The organism is Paracoccus sp. 22332 (assembly GCF_052045125.1).
In the GTDB taxonomy this organism is placed as follows: domain Bacteria; phylum Pseudomonadota; class Alphaproteobacteria; order Rhodobacterales; family Rhodobacteraceae; genus Paracoccus; species Paracoccus haematequi_A.
The window spans coordinates 53,538-67,781 of sequence record NZ_JBQEOI010000017.1 but is presented as its reverse complement, the minus strand read 5'-3'; the positions used below and the strand labels follow the sequence as shown (position 1 = coordinate 67,781).

The following is a 14,244-nucleotide window of genomic DNA, read 5'->3' as shown; positions in this document are numbered from 1 at the left end:
GGGGGCGTGGGCGACTGATCGGGTCCACGAAGGGCGGCATGAATACAAAACTTCATGCCGTAGCCGATGCTCAGGGCCGCCCGATCCGCATGTTCGTCACCGCCGGTCCCGTCAGCGACTACACCGGAGCCGCTGCCATGCTGAGCAGCCTGCCGAAGGCGGAGTGGATGCTGGCCGACCGGGGCTATGATGCTGACTGGTTCAGAGATGCGTTAAAAGACAAGGGGATAAAGCCATGCATCCCCGGCCGGAAGGGCAGGAAGAAAGTCATCAGGCACGACAAACGCCGCTACAAGCGCCGCAACCGTATCGAGATCATGTTCGGCAGGCTCAAGGATTGGAGGCGAGTTGCAACCCGATACGACAGGTGCCCCAGCGTGCCGCCGCTGCCGACCGTGCAGGCGGCCGTCACCAACGACACGCCCCGGCCGTTGCATGTGCCCCCGGCATGGACCGTGCGCGCGGCGGCACCGAAGCCGGCACGCCGGCCGGCCGCGTCGAGAACGCCAATGCCGCCGCCCGCGTTGAGCCGCGCCGGGAAGGCTACTACAACGCCATCCAGATTTACCCGTGGAGTGAAGGCGCGCTTTATCAGGTCTATGCGGCGGTCGGGCAGATCACGACCATTGCGCTGGAGCCGGGCGAGAGCCTGACAGGCACGGGGCCGATCGCGGCGGGCGACACCGCGCGCTGGATCATCGGCGATACCGAGAGCGGCAGCGGTGCAACACGCATCATCGGCCAATACGATGACGGCGTGACCTTCGGCCAGCGCAGGGTGCTCTTGGTGTGGAACCGCCTGATCCTGCCGGGCGGCCGCTCCATCGTCCTTGAGCGCTTGCCGGGAGCGGACGCCAGTGGTTACGCCGGCCTTGAGGATGGTGTTGACTACCACTGGTGGGATCTGATGCGGGCTGCCGGCCTCTCGACCTTGCTCGCAGTCGGCACGGAGCTGGCGACCAGCGACGAGGACCGGCTGATCCGGGCCATCCGCGACGGCGCGCAGGATACCGTCAATCAGGCGGGCCAGCAGATCGTGCAGCGCCAGTTGCAGGTCGCGGCGACGCTCACCATCCGGCCCGGTTTACCGGTCAGGATCATCGTGACCCGCGACCTTGTGTTCGAGGCGGCAGGAGGTTGACCATGACCAAGCTGAAACTCGGCCCGCTGCCCGACGACAAGCCCGTCAAGGTGACGGTGGAGCTGGATACAGCGTCGACACGTATTTCTGGCCCGCCACCCAAGCGTCCACGAGGTTCGCCCATTCCTGCATCATATGGCGGCGCTGGTGCTCGTATTCAGCCTTGTTGTAGATGCCACGGGACGAGCGCCCATCCTCATGCGCCAAGCACTTTTCGATCCAGTCGCTATTGAAGCCCAGCTCGTTCAGGAGCGTGGAGCCTGTCCGGCGCAGATCGTGAACCGTGAAAGGTTCGAGCGGCAAGCCCTCCTTCTTCGCTCGCACCACGACAGCGGTGGTGATGCGGTTGAAGGTCGCCCGCGACATGGGAGCATCCGCGTCATAGCGCGACGGCAGCAGATATTTGGAGTTGCCGGCGCAGGTCTTGAGCGCAATGAGAATGTCGATTGCCTGCTGCGCCAGATAGACGTTATGCGCCTTGGATCGCTTCATCCGCTCCTTCGGGATCGACCAGACCGCGTTCTCCAAGTCGACCTCATCCCAAGTCGCATCCTGTAGCTCACTCTTTCGGACCATGGTGAGCAGGAACAGCTTCATGCCGAGCCGGATCGTCGGCAGCGTGGGCACATGCTCAAGCTGGCCGAGCATGACCCGGATTTCAGCAGGCGAGAGTGAGCGGTCTTTGGGAACGAAGGTCGCGATAGAGGCAGGCCCAACCTCATCGGCCGGGTTCGGCACCTTTTCCCCGTGCAGGATGGCAAAGGCATAAACGAGCTTCACAATGTCGCGGACGTGGACGGCCGTGGCCGGGGCTCCCCGTGCCTTCACCTTGGCGCACATGGCGCGGAGATCGTCGGGGCTGATTTCGGTCAGCAGCCGATTCCGAAAGGTCGGCAGAATGTCCCGCTCATAGATCGAGCGGCGCATCGCGCGGGTGCTGTCGGCCATCTTCGCCTCCAGCAACCAGCGTTCGCCAAACTCGCCGAAGCTTTTTGCCTCTTTAATACGGCGCTTCTAGCGTTGCTTCTCTCGGGCGGGCGACCGCCCTTCAAGTATGGCACGTTTGGCGTCGATCAGTTTCTCGCGCGCCCGCGCCAGCGACAGGTCGGAAGCGCCGTAGCGGCCCAGCGTCAAAGTCTCCCGACGCCCGTTGAGGCGGTAGTCATACCGGAACACGACCGCCCCCGAGGGATTGACCACGACATACATACCGTCACAGTCTACGGCCTTATAAAATTTTTCCTTTGTTTTCAGTGATTTGATACCAGCGTCAGTCAGCATCTTGAGCCTCCGAGATCGCTCAAAAACGCCTGAGAGCCGCCCGATATACCGTCAGGCCCAAAACGGCCTATCTGAACGGAAAATTTTCCTATTATTCCCAAAGGAATAAGGTCGAAAAAAATACCGTCAGAAGCTCTCTTGCCCCTGACGGTATCTTTGTTTCGGCAATGCGACAAGAGTCGGCATACCGTCAGCCATACCGTCTATCGCGAGGCTTGCCCCGCGATAGACCGCGATAGACGGCAGTAGATTTATTCAATTATTTCAGTAATTTATGTGCTGAGATCGGCGGTCATCGGCGGCTTTCGGATAGGCCCGTATTATTCCCACTCAATAGTGCCCGGCGGCTTCGAGGTGATGTCGTAGGTGCAGCGGTTGATGCCCTTGACCTCGTTGATGATCCGGGTCGCCGTCTCGCCCAGGAAGTCGTGGGTGAAGGGATAGTAGTCCGCCGTCATGCCGTCCACGGACGTGACCGCCCGCAGCGCGCAGGCATAGTCATAGGTGCGTCCGTCGCCCATCACGCCCACGGTGCGCACCGGCAGGATCGCGACGAAAGCCTGCCAGATTTCGTCGTAAAGGCCGTGTTTGCGGATCTGGTCGATGAAGACCGCATCGGCCTTGCGCAGGATCTCCAGCTTGTCGCGGGTGATTTCGCCGGGGCAGCGGATCGCCAGGCCGGGGCCGGGGAAGGGGTGGCGGCCGATGAATTTTTCCGGCAGGCCCAGTTCGCGGCCCAGGGCGCGGACTTCGTCCTTGAACAGCTCGCGCAGGGGTTCGACCAGCTTCAGGCCCATCTTTTCGGGCAAGCCGCCGACATTGTGGTGGCTCTTGATCGTGACCGAGGGGCCGCCCGAGAAGCTGACGCTTTCGATCACGTCGGGATAGAGCGTGCCTTGCGCCAGGAATTCCGCGCCCTCGATGCCGTTGGCGTAACGCTGGAACACGTCGATGAACAGCCGGCCGATGGTCTTGCGCTTGACCTCGGGGTCCGAGACGCCTTCCAGCGCGCCCAGGAACAGCTCGGATTCGTCGGCATGGATCAGCGGGATGTTGTAGGTGTCGCGGAACATGGTCACGACTTCCTCGGCCTCGTTCAGCCGCAGAAGCCCGTGGTCCACGAAGACGCAGGTCAACTGGTCGCCGATCGCCTCGTGGATCAGCACCGCCGCGACGGAACTGTCCACGCCGCCCGACAGGCCGCAGATGACCCGTCTGTCGCCGACCTGTTCGCGGATCTTGCGGATCGCCTCGTCCCGGTAACCGGCCATGGTCCAGTCGCCGGTGAAGCCCGCCAGCCGGACGAAGTTTTCCAGCATCTGGCGGCCGCCCGGCGTGTGGTGCACCTCGGGGTGGAACTGCACGGCATAGAAGCGGCGACCTTCATCCGCGATCATCGCGAAGGGCGCGCCTGGGGAGGTGCCGATGACCTGGAAACCCGGCGCCAGGGCGGTGACGCGGTCGCCATGGCTCATCCAGACCTCCTCGCGGCCGGTCTGGAACAGGCCCGCGAAGATGCCGTCGCTTTTGTGACCCTCGGCGGGGGCGATGAAGGCGCGGCCGTATTCGGCGTGGTGCCCGGCCTCGACCCTGCCGCCCAGTTGCTCCATCATCACCTGCTGGCCATAGCAGATGCCGAAGACCGGCACGCCCAGTTCGAAGACCGCCTGCGGCGCGCGCGGGCTGCCGGGGCGGGTCACGCTGTCCGGCCCGCCCGACAGGATCACCGCCTGTGGGTTCAGGCCGCGCAGGATCTCATCGGTCAGCAGGTTATAGGGATGGATTTCGCAGAAGACGTTCAGTTCCCGCAGGCGGCGCGCGATCAGCTGCGTGACCTGGGATCCGAAGTCGATGATGAGAAGGCGCTGGTGCTGGGTCATGGATGCGCTTTAAGCGCGCCCATGCCGCCGCGCAAGGGATTCGGGCGCCGGAACTGGCCCGGTCGGGCCCGCGTTTTCGGCCCGAACATCAAAGGTCATCCTATGCCCGTCCTTCGCGCCCTTGCCGCTGTTGCCTGCCTGTCCGTCCTTGCCGCCTGCCAGCAGGGCATCGGCACCGCATTGCCGTGGCAGACCCCGACGGTTCCCCCGGCCGAGGAAGCCCTGGCCGTGCCATGCGGGGGCGATGCGCAGATCGCCGCGCGGATCGACGCCGCCGTCAATGCCGCCCGCCAAGGCCAGGGCAAGACGCCGCTGGCGGGCGCGCCGTTGCTGGCGCAGATCGCCCAGAGCCATGCCTGCGACATGGCCCGGACGGGGCGCGTGGATGTCGAGGGATCGAACGGATCCAGCGTTCTGGATCGGGCGCGGGCGGTCGGATACCCGGTCTGCGGCGTGGCGCAGCTTGTCGGGCGCGGCGGTGGCCCGGCGGATGCCGTCGCCCGCTGGATGGGGCAGGAGGCGCAGCGGACCGAACTGCTGGGCCAGTCCAGCCGACAGGTTGGCAGCGGTTATGCCATCGGGCCGGATGGCGCGGCGTATTACAGCGTGGTGCTGGGCGACGACTGCGGCTGATCCCCTGCGAGGGAAGAAAAGGGGGGGGCTGACTGCCCCCCATCGCCGTTCCGGCGATGTCCCCCCGTGGATATTTCGACCAAGGCAAAGCCGGGAGGGCCGCTATCTTTCGGGCACCAGTCCGCGCGGCGCGAAGCGCAGCACCAGAAGCAAGACCAGGCCCATGGCGATGAAGCGCATATGGGCGGCGCTGTCCAGAAGATGCGCCTTGATGTCGCCGGCGGGCAGGGGGCCGACCAGAAGGCCGATCAGGCCGGGGCCCCAGACCTCGACCTTGATCCACAGGAACCAGATCAGCACGGCGCCCAGCACCGCGCCCCAGTTGTTGCCCGAGCCGCCGACGATCACCATCACCCAGATCAGGAAGGTATAGCGCAGCGGGTTATAGCTGTTGGGCGCCATCAGCCCGTCCAGCGTGATCATCATCGCCCCGGCGATGCCGATCACCGCCGAACCCAGCACGAAGACTTGCAGGTGGCGGGCGGTCACGTCCTTGCCCATCGCCTCGGCGGCGGTTTCGTTGTCGCGGATGGCGCGCATCATCCGGCCCCAGGGCGATTTCAGCGCCAGTTCCGCCAGCAGGATGATGCCCAGCAGCACCACCAGGAACAGCGACAGGTAGCACAGCTTGACCCAGATGCCCGAGGCCTCGGCCGTGCCGAATCCCCAGCGGGCGGCGAAATCGACGAAGGCGGGATTCTGCTGGAGGTCGATCTCGTACGGGACAGGCCGGGGGATTGAGGTGACGTTCTTGACGCCGCGCGCCAGCCAGTCCTCGTTGCGCAGGACCGCCACGATGATCTCGCCGATGCCAAGGGTGGCGATGGCCAGGTAGTCCGAGCGCAGCCCAAGCGCGACCTTGCCCACCGCCCAGGCTGCGGCTGCGGCGAAGGCGCCGCCCACGGCCCAGGACAGCAGCACGGGCAGGCCCAGCCCGCCGATATTGCCGGTGCGGGCGCTGTCATTCGCCTCGATCGCAGTGACGGCGGGGTCGAACAGCCAGCGATAGGCGATGAAGCCCAGGATCAGGACCAGGGCCACCGTCCAGGCGCGGCGGGTGCGGGCATAGACGATCCTGGCCAGGGCCAGGGTGCCCAGGCCCACCAGCAGCGACAGGATCAGGCGCGGCCCGCCCGCCTGCCAGGCGCCCTCGACCGGGGGCAGCGAGACCAGCACCGGGGCCAGCCCGCCGATGGCCAGGAAGCCCACGACGCCGGTGTTGAACAGCCCCGCATAGCCCCATTGCATGTTCACGCCCAGGGCGGCGACGGCCGAGATCAGGCCCATGTTCAGGATCGCCAGCGAGGTGTTCCAGGATCCCGAGAACATGCCGTTCCTGACCGTGCCCTCCAGCACGAAAAGGACGGCCAGGACCAGGAACAGGACGGGCGCGCGCCAGGGGCTGACGGCGGCGGCTTGACGGTTGGTGGACATGACGGACCCCCCTTTAGACCGACTTGCCGCGGAACAACCCGGTCGGGCGGAACAGCAGGACCACGATCAGGATGACGAAGCTGACGGCGAACTTGTATTCGGTCCCCAGCAGTTGCAGCAGCCCGCCGGGCTGCCAGCCGGGGAACAGATAGCCCGCGACCTTGACCCAAGGGTAGGTCACCGCGACCTCGGAGAACGCAACCAGGAAGCCGCCGGCGATGGCGCCGATGGGGTTGCCCAGGCCGCCGACGATGGCGGCGGCGAAGATCGGCAGCAGGATCTGGAAATAGTTGAAGGGCCGGAAGGACTTGTCCAATCCATAGAGGACACCGGCGATGGTCATCAGCGCGGCGGCGATGATCCAGGTCAGGCGCACGACGCGTTCGGGGTCGATGCCCGACAGCAGCGCCAGATCCTCGTTGTCGGAATAGGCGCGCATGGCCTTGCCGGACTTGGTGCGGTTCAGGAACCAGAACAGCGCCGCGCAGGTGATGACGGTCACAACCAGCGTCAGTGCCTGGGTGGATCGCAGGGCCAGCCCCTCGGACAGGCCGGTCCATTCGCGGAAATCGCGCACGCCGATCAGGAAGCGCGCGCCGTCGTCGAAGCGCTGTTCGTCGACGCCGATCAGCAGCCGGGTCAGCCCGTTCATCACGAACATCACGCCCACCGAGGCCATCACGAAGATGATCGGCGCGGCCTTCTGCGCGCGATAGAAGCGATAGACGGATCGGTCGATGCCCAGCACCAGCAGCGCGGTGGCCGCGATCCCCACCGGCAGGGCCAGCAGCGCGGTCGGCAGCGGTCCCAGCGACACGCCCAGCGATTGCAGCCCCCAGGTGACCAGGATGGTGATGGCGGTGCCGAAGGCCATCGTGTCGCCATGGGCGAAGTTCGAGAACCGCAGGATGGCATAGATCAGCGTCACCCCAAGCGCGCCGAGCGCAAGCTGCGCGCCATATGCGGCGGCGGGGATGAAGACGAAGTTCAGGAATGCCACAAGGGCGTTGAGGATATCCAAGGCTCAGCCCCCCAGGAAGGTGCGGCGGACTTCCGGGTCGGCCAGCAGCGCCTGCCCGGTGTCGGTGTAACGGTTGGCGCCCTGCACCAGGACATAGCCGATGTCCGCGATCTCAAGCGCCTGGCGGGCGTTCTGTTCGACCATCAGGATGGAAATGCCGGTGCGCGCGACCTCGATGATGCGGTCGAACAGTTCGTCCATGACGATGGGGCTGACGCCGGCGGTGGGTTCGTCCAGCATCAGAAGCTGGGGCCGCGTCATCAGCGCGCGGCCCACGGCGACCTGCTGGCGCTGGCCGCCCGACAGTTCGCCCGCCGCCTGCCTGCGCTTCTCGGCCACGGCGGGAAACAGGTGATAGACCTGCTCCATTGTCTGGCGCACGTCGTCGTCGCGGATGAAGGCGCCCATTTCCAGGTTCTCCTCGACCGTCATGGTCGGGAAGATGTTGTGGGTCTGGGGCACGAAGCCCATGCCCTTGCGGACGCGCTGCTGCGGGGACAGGGCGGTGATGTCCTCTCCGCCCAGAGTGACGCGGCCCTCGCGCAGCGGCAGCATTCCGAACACCGCCTTCATCGCGGTGGACTTGCCAGCGCCGTTCGGGCCGACGATCACGGCAATCTGGCCCTTGTCCACGGTCAGGGTGCAGCCCATCAGGATGTCGGCCTTGCCGTATCCGCCGCGCATCCCCTGCGCCGACAGGAAGGGCTGCGCGCCCTGCGATTGGGATTGAGACTGCATCACAGCGCCCCTCCTGCGGCCTTGACCTTGTTCTTCAGGCCGGTGCCCAGATAGGCCTCGATCACGTCCTCGTTCTGCATGATGTGGTCGGCGGGGCCTTGTGCCAGAACCTTGCCGGCCGCCATCACGATCACCGGGTCGCACAGCTTGCCGATGAAATCCATGTCGTGTTCGATCACGCAGAAGGTATAGCCGCGTTCGCGGTTCAGCCGCACGATGGCGTCGCCGATGGTGCCCAGCAGGGTGCGGTTCACGCCCGCGCCCACCTCGTCCAGGAACACCACCTTCGCGTCGACCATCATCGTGCGGCCCAGTTCCAGCAGCTTCTTCTGCCCGCCCGACAGGTTTCCTGCCTTTTCGTGGGCCAGGTGGCGGATGGTCAGGAAATCCAGAACCTCGTCGGCCTTCTTGCGCAGCGCGGCTTCCTCGCGTTCGATGCGGGCGCGTTGCAGCCAGGTCTTCCAGATCGTCTCGCCCGACTGGCCGCCGGGCACCATCATCAGGTTTTCCCGCACCGTCATCGACGAGAATTCATGCGCCAACTGGAAGGTGCGCAGCAGCCCCTTGTGGAACAGCGCGTGCGGCGGCAGGCCGGTGATGTCCTCGCCATCCATGAAGACGCGGCCCGATGTCGGCGGCAGAACGCCCGCGATCACGTTGAACAGCGTGGACTTGCCCGCGCCATTCGGGCCGATCAGCCCGGTGATGGATCCCGTCTCGATCGTCACGCTGGCGCCATCGACGGCCCGGAAGCCGCCGAAATGCCGGTGGAGGTCTTCGACCCTTATCATTCTTGTTACCCCGTCTTCACGCCATTGGTGAAGTGTGACCGCATTCAGCGGCTTTTGTCATGAAAAATGGCCCGGCAACCGAAATGGCTGCCGGGCCGGAGCATGAAAGAGGCTTCAGCGGAAGCCGACGACCTCCATCTTGCCGTCCTTGATCTCGATCTGGCGATAGACCCCGGCGGATTCGCCCTCGCCGACCAGCTCGACGGCAGTGGCGCCGACATAATCGACATCGCCGCCGTCCTTCAGGATTTGCAGCGCCTTGCCCAGTTCGCCCGGCAGGATCTTTTCGCCCGGCGCGTTGGCCACGTCCATCACCTTGTCCTTGTAGACGGCGGGGTCGCTGCTGCCGGCGGCCGCCATGGACAGCAGGATCAGCGCGGCGGCGTCATAGGATTCGCCCGCATAGGTCGCGGTGCCGTCGAAGCCCGCGGCTTGGGCCAGTTCCACGAACTTGTCGCGGCCCTCGCCCTCGGCCGCCGGGTTCTGGCCGAAGCTGCCCTCGATCTCGGATCCGAAATTGCTGACCAGGGTGTCGTTGACCATGCCGTCGGGGAACACGAAGGTCTCGAACGCGCCGCTGTCCAGGGCGCCGCGCACGATGCCCGACCCGCCCTGATCGACATAGCCCGCCACGACCAGGGCATCGCCACCGGCGGCGGCCAGGGCCGCGACCTCGGCCGAATAGTCGGCCTTGCCGTCGTCATGGGCGGAATTGACGGTCACGGTGCCGCCCTTGGCCGTGAAGGCCGCCGCGAAGCTGTCGGCCAGGCCCTTGCCATAGTCGTTGTTGGTATAGGTCACCGCGACCGACTTGATACCCTTTTCCAGGATGATGTCGGCCATCACCTCGCCCTGGCGCGCGTCCGACGGCGAGGTGCGGAAGAACAGCCCCTGGTCGTCGATGGTGGACAGAGCCGGAGAGGTCGCCGAGGGCGAGATCATCACCACGCCGTTCGGCACCGCGACGTTCTGCAACGAGGCGATGGTTTCGCCCGAGCACATGCCGCCGATGATGCCGCGCACCTTTTCGGCGGTGATCAGGCGTTCGACGGTCGCGCTGGCGGCGGCGGCGTCGATGCAGGTGGAATCGCCCTGCACCACGGTCACGGTCGACCCGTCCAGCAGCAGCCCGCTGTCCGTCACCTCTTTCGCGGCCAGCGTGACGCCGTTCTGCATCGGCGGCGCCATGGATTCCAGCGGTCCCGTGAACCCGAACGAGGTGCCCAGCTTGACATCCTCGGCGCTTGCCGCACCGGCCAGCAACGCCCCTGCGGCGGTGGCCAGAAGAAGTTTTTTCATATGATTGTCTCCCAGTTGGAACAATGTCCTGCCAGGCAGGTTAGAAGCGCCTTGCCTAAAAGAAAAGCGGGATATTGCCAAGAAACCCTGCCTTTTCGGGCGGGTGACGCATGGTCAGCGCCAGCCCAGGCGGTCGTCGCGGCGGCGCAGGGCCAGTCCGGGCAGGGCGCTCAGCAGCCAGCCCAAGGCCAGCCCGATGCCCGCGGCCCAGAAGCCCGCAACCGTGACGGGCACCGCGGGCCGGAAATCGCCCCAGGTGGCGGCCAGCGTTTCCGCGTCGCGCAGGCGGTGGGGCAGGGCCATGCGTTCCAGCGGCCCGGCAAGCCGCAGCATCTGCAAGTCCGCCCGCGCCCGGTCCAGGCGGTCGAAGACATCGCGCATGGTCGCCTGATGCGCGTCGCGGAAGGCGCTGCCCGACAGGTCGGCCAGGGCCTGCGCGCGGGTCAGCCCGGCGGCCTGGGCGCTGGCGTCGAATTCGGCGGCGACGCGGGACAGGGCGTCGACCTGCCCGCCCAGCCGCTGCACATACTGGTCGGAAAAGGCCGGGAACTGCGACAGGACGACGGCGCAGCAGACCGCCGCCGCCAGCCGCAGCACGCCGATCACCGATCCTGCGCCTTCAGGCCCAGAACCGGCGCATAGATCTGTTCCAGCCGGGCGATGGCGTCCTTGGGCGACATCTCCTCGGTCTCGCCGGTGCGGCGGCTGGTCAGTTCGACCTTGTTCGCGGCAAGCCCGCGCGGCCCGACCGTGATCCGCCAGGGCAGGCCGATCAGGTCCATGGTGGCGAATTTCGCCCCCGCCCGCTCGTCGCGGTCGTCATACAGCGGATCCAGCCCGCGCGCCTGCAATTCCGCATAGATCGCGTCGCAGGCGCTGTCGGTCGAATTGTCGCCCTGTTTCAGGTTCACGATGCCGACATGGAACGGGGTCACGCCCTCGGGCCAGACGATGCCCTTGTCGTCGTGGCTGGCCTCGATGATGGCGCCCAGCAGGCGCGAGACGCCGATGCCGTGGCTGCCCATGTGGACCGGCGTGCGCGCGCCGTCCGGCCCGACCACCGTGGCGCCCAGCGGTTCCGAGTATTTGGTGCCGAAATAGAAGATCTGCCCGACCTCGATCCCGCGCGCGCTGCGGCGGCGTTCCTCGGGAACCTGGTTGAACAGCGCCTCGTCATGGGTCTCGTCGGTGCGGGCGTAACGGCTGGTGAATTCCTCCAGCACGGCCTGGCACTGCTCCACGCTGTCATAGTCGATCTCGCGGTCGCCGAAGGTCAGGTCGGTGATCTGGCTGTCATAGAACACCTGGGATTCGCCGGTTTCCGCCAGCACCAGGAATTCGTGGGTGTAATCGCCGCCGATCGGCCCGCCATCGGCGCGCATCGGGATCGCCCGCAGCCCCATGCGCTCATAGGTCCGCAGATAGCTGACCAGATGCCGGTTATAGGCGTGCAGCGCGTCTTCCTTGGTCAGGTCGAAGTTGTAGCCGTCCTTCATCAGGAACTCGCGGCCACGCATCACGCCGAAACGGGGGCGGATCTCGTCGCGGAACTTCCACTGGATCTGGTACAGCGTCAGCGGCAGATCCTTGTAGCTGTTCACGTGGGCGCGGAAGATGTCGGTGATGACCTCTTCGTTCGTGGGGCCGTACAGCATGTCGCGCTTGTGGCGGTCGGTGATGCGCAGCATCTCGTCGCCGTAATCGTCATAGCGGCCGCTTTCGCGCCACAGGTCGGCCGACTGGATGGTCGGCATCAGCACCGGGATATGGCCCGCGCGCTGCTGTTCCTCGTGGACGATCTGCTGGATGCGGTTCAGCACCCGCAGCCCCAGCGGCAGCCAGGAATAGATCCCCGCCGACTGCTGCTTGATCATGCCCGCGCGCAGCATCAGCCGGTGGCTGACGATCTGAGCCTCTTTCGGGTCTTCCTTCAGCACCGGCAGGAAATAGCGCGACAGACGCATGGGCGGGATCCTTTGATCGAATATGGCGCAAAGCGTTACCGGATCGGCCCCGCCTTGCCAAGAACCGCCCGCTTGCAACTGCCGCGCGCGCCGTTCACATTCCGGGCGAACAGGACACATCAGGAACCGCCATGCGCATACCGATTCACAAGCAACTGATGTGGTGGGGCGTTGCGGCTGTGTCGCTGCTGCTGGCGATGTGGTTGCTGGGCAACGCCATCCTGCCCTTCATCCTGGGGGCGGGCGTCGCCTATCTGCTGGATCCGGTGGCTGACCGGCTGGAACGCGCGGGCCTGTCGCGGGTCATGTCGGTGGTGGTCATCACCGTCATCGCGGTGCTGGCCTTCGCCGCCGTGGTGCTGCTGGTGGTGCCGGTCATGCTGCGCCAGGCCACGTCGTTGATCGAGACCGCGCCGGAAATGCTGGAACAGGGCCGCCTGTTCCTGTCGAACCGTTTTCCCGAACTGCTGCCCGCCGACGGCAGCATCGGCACCGCGCTGACCGACCTGGGCGCGGGCATGGGCGAACAGATGGGGACGCTCGCCTCTCAGCTGCTGTCGTCGGTGGGCGGCATCATCAGCGCCGTCGCGATCCTGGTGATCGTGCCGGTGGTCGCCTTCTATCTGCTGCTGGACTGGGATCACCTGGTCGATCGGGTGGACACCCTGCTGCCGCGCGAGCACGCCCCCACCCTGCGCCGCCTGTCGCGAGAGATCGACGAGGCGCTGTCGGGCTTCGTGCGCGGACAGGGGCTGGTGATGCTGATCCTGGGCACCTGGTATGCCTTCGGCCTGATGATCGTGGGCCTGCCTTTCGGATTCTTCATCGGCATCATGGCGGCGCTGCTGTCCTTCATCCCCTATGTCGGCGTGCTGATCGGCGGGGCCACCGCCATCGGCGTCGCCCTGTTCAGCTTCTGGGGCGACCCGCTGTGGATCGGGATGGTGGTGGCGATCTTCGCCCTGGGCCAGATCGTCGAGGGCAATTACCTGCAACCCAAGATCGTCGGCCATCATGTCGGCCTGCATCCCGTCTGGCTGCTGCTGGCCCTGTCGGTCTTCGGGGTGCTGTTCGGCTTCGTCGGCATGGTCATGGCGGTGCCGCTGGCCGCCGCCCTGGGGGTGATCGCCCGGTTCCTGACGCAGCGATACCAGGAAAGCGCGCTGTTCACCGGCCAGGCGCTGCCTCCCGATCCGGGCCAGCCGGTGCTGGTCGAACTGGTCCCCGAAGGCACCGTCGCCAATGCCATCCGCGAGGCGCGCATCAGCGCCGACCAGCACCGGGCGCAAGGCCAGATCCAGATGATGCGCGAGGAAATCGCCCGCAGGCATCCCGAAGCCGAATAGATGGGCACGACCTTCCGCCAGTTGACGCTGGACCTGACCACGCCGCCCGCCCATTCGCGTGCCGATTTCCTGCCCGCGCCCGCCAATCGGGCGGCGCTTGCCGCGCTGGACGCGCCGCAGGACTGGCCGCAGGGGCGGATGCTGCTGATCGGGCCGGAAGGGGCCGGCAAGTCGCATCTGGCGGCCTTCTGGGCGGCCGAGAACGGCGCCCGTCGGGCCAAGGCGGCGGCGCTGCGCCCGGACGCCGTCGACGCCCTGGCGGTCGAAGGCGGCGCCCTGGTGGTCGAGGACGCCGATCGCGCGGGCCGGGCGGCGGGGGCCGAACAGGCGCTGTTTCACCTGTGGAACCTGTGCGCGCCGCGCGATTGCCTGCTGCTGCTGACGGCGCGGACGCCGCCGCGCGACTGGGGTCTGGTGCTGCCCGATCTGCGGTCGCGCATGGATGCGATGCCCCAGGTCCGGCTGGGGCCGCCCGACGAAGCCCTGCTGGCCGCCGTGCTGGTGAAGCTGTTCGCCGACCGCCAGCAGAGCGTTCCCGCCGACCTGATCGACTGGCTGGTCCTGCACATGCCCCGCGACCTGGGCCTGGCCCGCCAGCTTGTCGCGGCGATGGACCGCGCCGCAATGGCCGACAAGCGCCCGATCACCCGCCGCATTGCCGCCGACCTGCTGAACGGTCTATCCGAGACCGAGACCTGATTCATCCGCTGAAGGCC

General features: G+C 66.3%; 14 protein-coding genes and 1 pseudogene. 5 read left to right on the top strand and 10 right to left on the bottom strand.

Annotation, left to right across the window (positions count from 1 at the left end; genetic code table 11):
* Together ACTJI6_RS15655 and ACTJI6_RS15650 are read left to right on the top strand one after the other, a co-directional pair.
* A pseudogene (locus ACTJI6_RS15655) lies at positions 1-374 on the top strand (IS5 family transposase); the annotation flags it as partial.
* A 74-nt stretch (positions 375-448) separates the two neighbouring features.
* On the top strand, positions 449-1,141 hold the full coding sequence (locus ACTJI6_RS15650; protein WP_440801970.1) for a TrbI/VirB10 family protein: 693 nt from the start codon (positions 449-451) through the stop codon (positions 1,139-1,141).
* A 45-nt stretch (positions 1,142-1,186) separates the two neighbouring features.
* Here ACTJI6_RS15650 and ACTJI6_RS15645 read toward each other — a convergent pair whose 3' ends face one another.
* From ACTJI6_RS15645 to guaA, 3 genes are all read right to left on the bottom strand, one after another.
* Positions 1,187-2,146 (bottom strand): tyrosine-type recombinase/integrase, encoded by a 960-nt coding sequence (locus tag ACTJI6_RS15645; protein ID WP_440801975.1) that lies wholly within the window; start codon positions 2,144-2,146, stop codon positions 1,187-1,189.
* A 9-nt stretch (positions 2,147-2,155) separates the two neighbouring features.
* Entirely contained in the window at positions 2,156-2,422 is a 267-nt protein-coding gene (locus tag ACTJI6_RS15640) for an Arm DNA-binding domain-containing protein (RefSeq protein WP_440801967.1), read from the bottom strand.
* A 320-nt stretch (positions 2,423-2,742) separates the two neighbouring features.
* Positions 2,743-4,302: a glutamine-hydrolyzing GMP synthase gene (guaA, locus tag ACTJI6_RS15635; protein WP_440801964.1), complete on the bottom strand. Its 1,560-nt coding sequence runs from the start codon at positions 4,300-4,302 to the stop codon at positions 2,743-2,745.
* Positions 4,303-4,404: 102 nt separating this feature from the next.
* Here guaA and ACTJI6_RS15630 point away from each other — a divergent pair, with 102 nt between their 5' ends.
* Positions 4,405-4,935 carry a CAP domain-containing protein gene (locus ACTJI6_RS15630; RefSeq protein WP_440801961.1) on the top strand — a complete coding sequence of 177 codons (531 nt, stop codon included), beginning with the start codon at positions 4,405-4,407 and terminating at the stop codon, positions 4,933-4,935.
* A 102-nt stretch (positions 4,936-5,037) separates the two neighbouring features.
* Here the strand turns inward: ACTJI6_RS15630 and ACTJI6_RS15625 are convergent, their stop codons facing one another.
* The 7 genes from ACTJI6_RS15625 to proS form a co-directional block, all read right to left on the bottom strand.
* Complete coding sequence (locus ACTJI6_RS15625) at positions 5,038-6,369, bottom strand: branched-chain amino acid ABC transporter permease (RefSeq protein WP_440801958.1); 1,332 nt, start codon at positions 6,367-6,369, stop codon at positions 5,038-5,040.
* Positions 6,370-6,382: 13 nt separating this feature from the next.
* Positions 6,383-7,390 carry a branched-chain amino acid ABC transporter permease gene (locus ACTJI6_RS15620; RefSeq protein WP_440801956.1) on the bottom strand — a complete coding sequence of 336 codons (1,008 nt, stop codon included), beginning with the start codon at positions 7,388-7,390 and terminating at the stop codon, positions 6,383-6,385.
* A gap of 3 nt (positions 7,391-7,393) precedes the next feature.
* Positions 7,394-8,128 carry an ABC transporter ATP-binding protein gene (locus ACTJI6_RS15615; protein WP_126155853.1) on the bottom strand — a complete coding sequence of 245 codons (735 nt, stop codon included), beginning with the start codon at positions 8,126-8,128 and terminating at the stop codon, positions 7,394-7,396.
* Positions 8,128-8,919: an ABC transporter ATP-binding protein gene (locus ACTJI6_RS15610; RefSeq protein ID WP_440801954.1), complete on the bottom strand. Its 792-nt coding sequence runs from the start codon at positions 8,917-8,919 to the stop codon at positions 8,128-8,130. The genes ACTJI6_RS15615 and ACTJI6_RS15610 overlap by 1 nt, the downstream gene beginning before the upstream one ends.
* Before the next feature lie 114 nt (positions 8,920-9,033).
* Positions 9,034-10,218 (bottom strand): ABC transporter substrate-binding protein, encoded by a 1,185-nt coding sequence (locus ACTJI6_RS15605; RefSeq protein WP_440801951.1) that lies wholly within the window; start codon positions 10,216-10,218, stop codon positions 9,034-9,036.
* Between the two features lie 114 nt (positions 10,219-10,332).
* A complete protein-coding gene (locus ACTJI6_RS15600; RefSeq protein WP_440801948.1) occupies positions 10,333-10,824 on the bottom strand; it encodes a DUF2937 family protein in 492 nt (163 codons plus the stop codon).
* Positions 10,821-12,182 (bottom strand): proline--tRNA ligase, encoded by a 1,362-nt coding sequence (gene proS / locus ACTJI6_RS15595; RefSeq protein WP_440801945.1) that lies wholly within the window; start codon positions 12,180-12,182, stop codon positions 10,821-10,823. Before proS ends, ACTJI6_RS15600 begins: the two co-directional genes overlap by 4 nt.
* Positions 12,183-12,313: 131 nt before the next feature.
* On the opposite strand from proS, the gene ACTJI6_RS15590 reads away from it, so the two are divergent.
* Together ACTJI6_RS15590 and ACTJI6_RS15585 are read left to right on the top strand one after the other, a co-directional pair.
* A complete protein-coding gene (locus ACTJI6_RS15590; protein WP_440801942.1) occupies positions 12,314-13,528 on the top strand; it encodes an AI-2E family transporter in 1,215 nt (404 codons plus the stop codon).
* Positions 13,529-14,227, top strand: a complete 699-nt coding sequence (locus ACTJI6_RS15585; protein WP_440801939.1) for a chromosomal replication initiator DnaA — start codon at positions 13,529-13,531, stop codon at positions 14,225-14,227. It begins immediately after the preceding gene.
* Positions 14,228-14,244: the final 17 nt, after the last annotated feature.

What these genes read in the sequence shown, in the direction of transcription:
- ACTJI6_RS15630 (WP_440801961.1), top strand. Translation starts at nt 4,405, where the DNA reads ATGCCCGTCCTTCGCGCCCTTGCCGCTGTTGCCTGCCTGTCCGTCCTT.
- ACTJI6_RS15610 (WP_440801954.1), bottom strand. Translation starts at nt 8,919, where the DNA reads ATGATAAGGGTCGAAGACCTCCACCGGCATTTCGGCGGCTTCCGGGCC.
- ACTJI6_RS15650 (WP_440801970.1), top strand. Translation starts at nt 449, where the DNA reads ATGGACCGTGCGCGCGGCGGCACCGAAGCCGGCACGCCGGCCGGCCGC.
- ACTJI6_RS15640 (WP_440801967.1), bottom strand. Translation starts at nt 2,422, where the DNA reads ATGCTGACTGACGCTGGTATCAAATCACTGAAAACAAAGGAAAAATTT.
- ACTJI6_RS15625 (WP_440801958.1), bottom strand. Translation starts at nt 6,369, where the DNA reads ATGTCCACCAACCGTCAAGCCGCCGCCGTCAGCCCCTGGCGCGCGCCC.
- guaA (WP_440801964.1), bottom strand. Translation starts at nt 4,302, where the DNA reads ATGACCCAGCACCAGCGCCTTCTCATCATCGACTTCGGATCCCAGGTC.
- ACTJI6_RS15590 (WP_440801942.1), top strand. Translation starts at nt 12,314, where the DNA reads ATGCGCATACCGATTCACAAGCAACTGATGTGGTGGGGCGTTGCGGCT.
- ACTJI6_RS15585 (WP_440801939.1), top strand. Translation starts at nt 13,529, where the DNA reads ATGGGCACGACCTTCCGCCAGTTGACGCTGGACCTGACCACGCCGCCC.
- proS (WP_440801945.1), bottom strand. Translation starts at nt 12,182, where the DNA reads ATGCGTCTGTCGCGCTATTTCCTGCCGGTGCTGAAGGAAGACCCGAAA.
- ACTJI6_RS15615 (WP_126155853.1), bottom strand. Translation starts at nt 8,128, where the DNA reads ATGCAGTCTCAATCCCAATCGCAGGGCGCGCAGCCCTTCCTGTCGGCG.
- ACTJI6_RS15605 (WP_440801951.1), bottom strand. Translation starts at nt 10,218, where the DNA reads ATGAAAAAACTTCTTCTGGCCACCGCCGCAGGGGCGTTGCTGGCCGGT.